Raw genomic sequence first — 302 nt, forward strand, 5'->3', positions numbered from 1 at the left:
GGAACCGATCAAAATCACCATCCCGACGCCATTTGCGGTCGGAGATGTCAATTCTTATCTATTGAAAGGCGACGCATTGACGTTGATTGATGCAGGGCCGAAAACACCGGAAGCCTGGGAAGCGCTTAAGGCCGGCTTGAAAGCGGCAAATGTCGCCCCGCAAGACATCGAGCAAGTGGTTTTGACACATCACCACCCGGATCATGCCGGATGGGTCGATGGCTTTGATTCCGCAAAACTGTACGGCCATCCCTATAATGATTTATGGCTGCGCCGGGACGAAGCTTTTTTCGATTACCATG

Annotated in this window: 1 protein-coding gene; it reads left to right on the top strand. The window is 52.0% G+C overall.

Translation table 11 applies throughout. The features are described 5' to 3' along the window. Positions 1 to 7: 7 nt before the first annotated feature. Positions 8 to 302 (top strand): MBL fold metallo-hydrolase (locus SB775_RS28555; protein ID WP_410864550.1); only part of this gene is annotated, 295 nt, incomplete at its 3' end.

The sequence above is a fragment of the Peribacillus sp. SIMBA_075 genome (assembly GCF_046534585.1).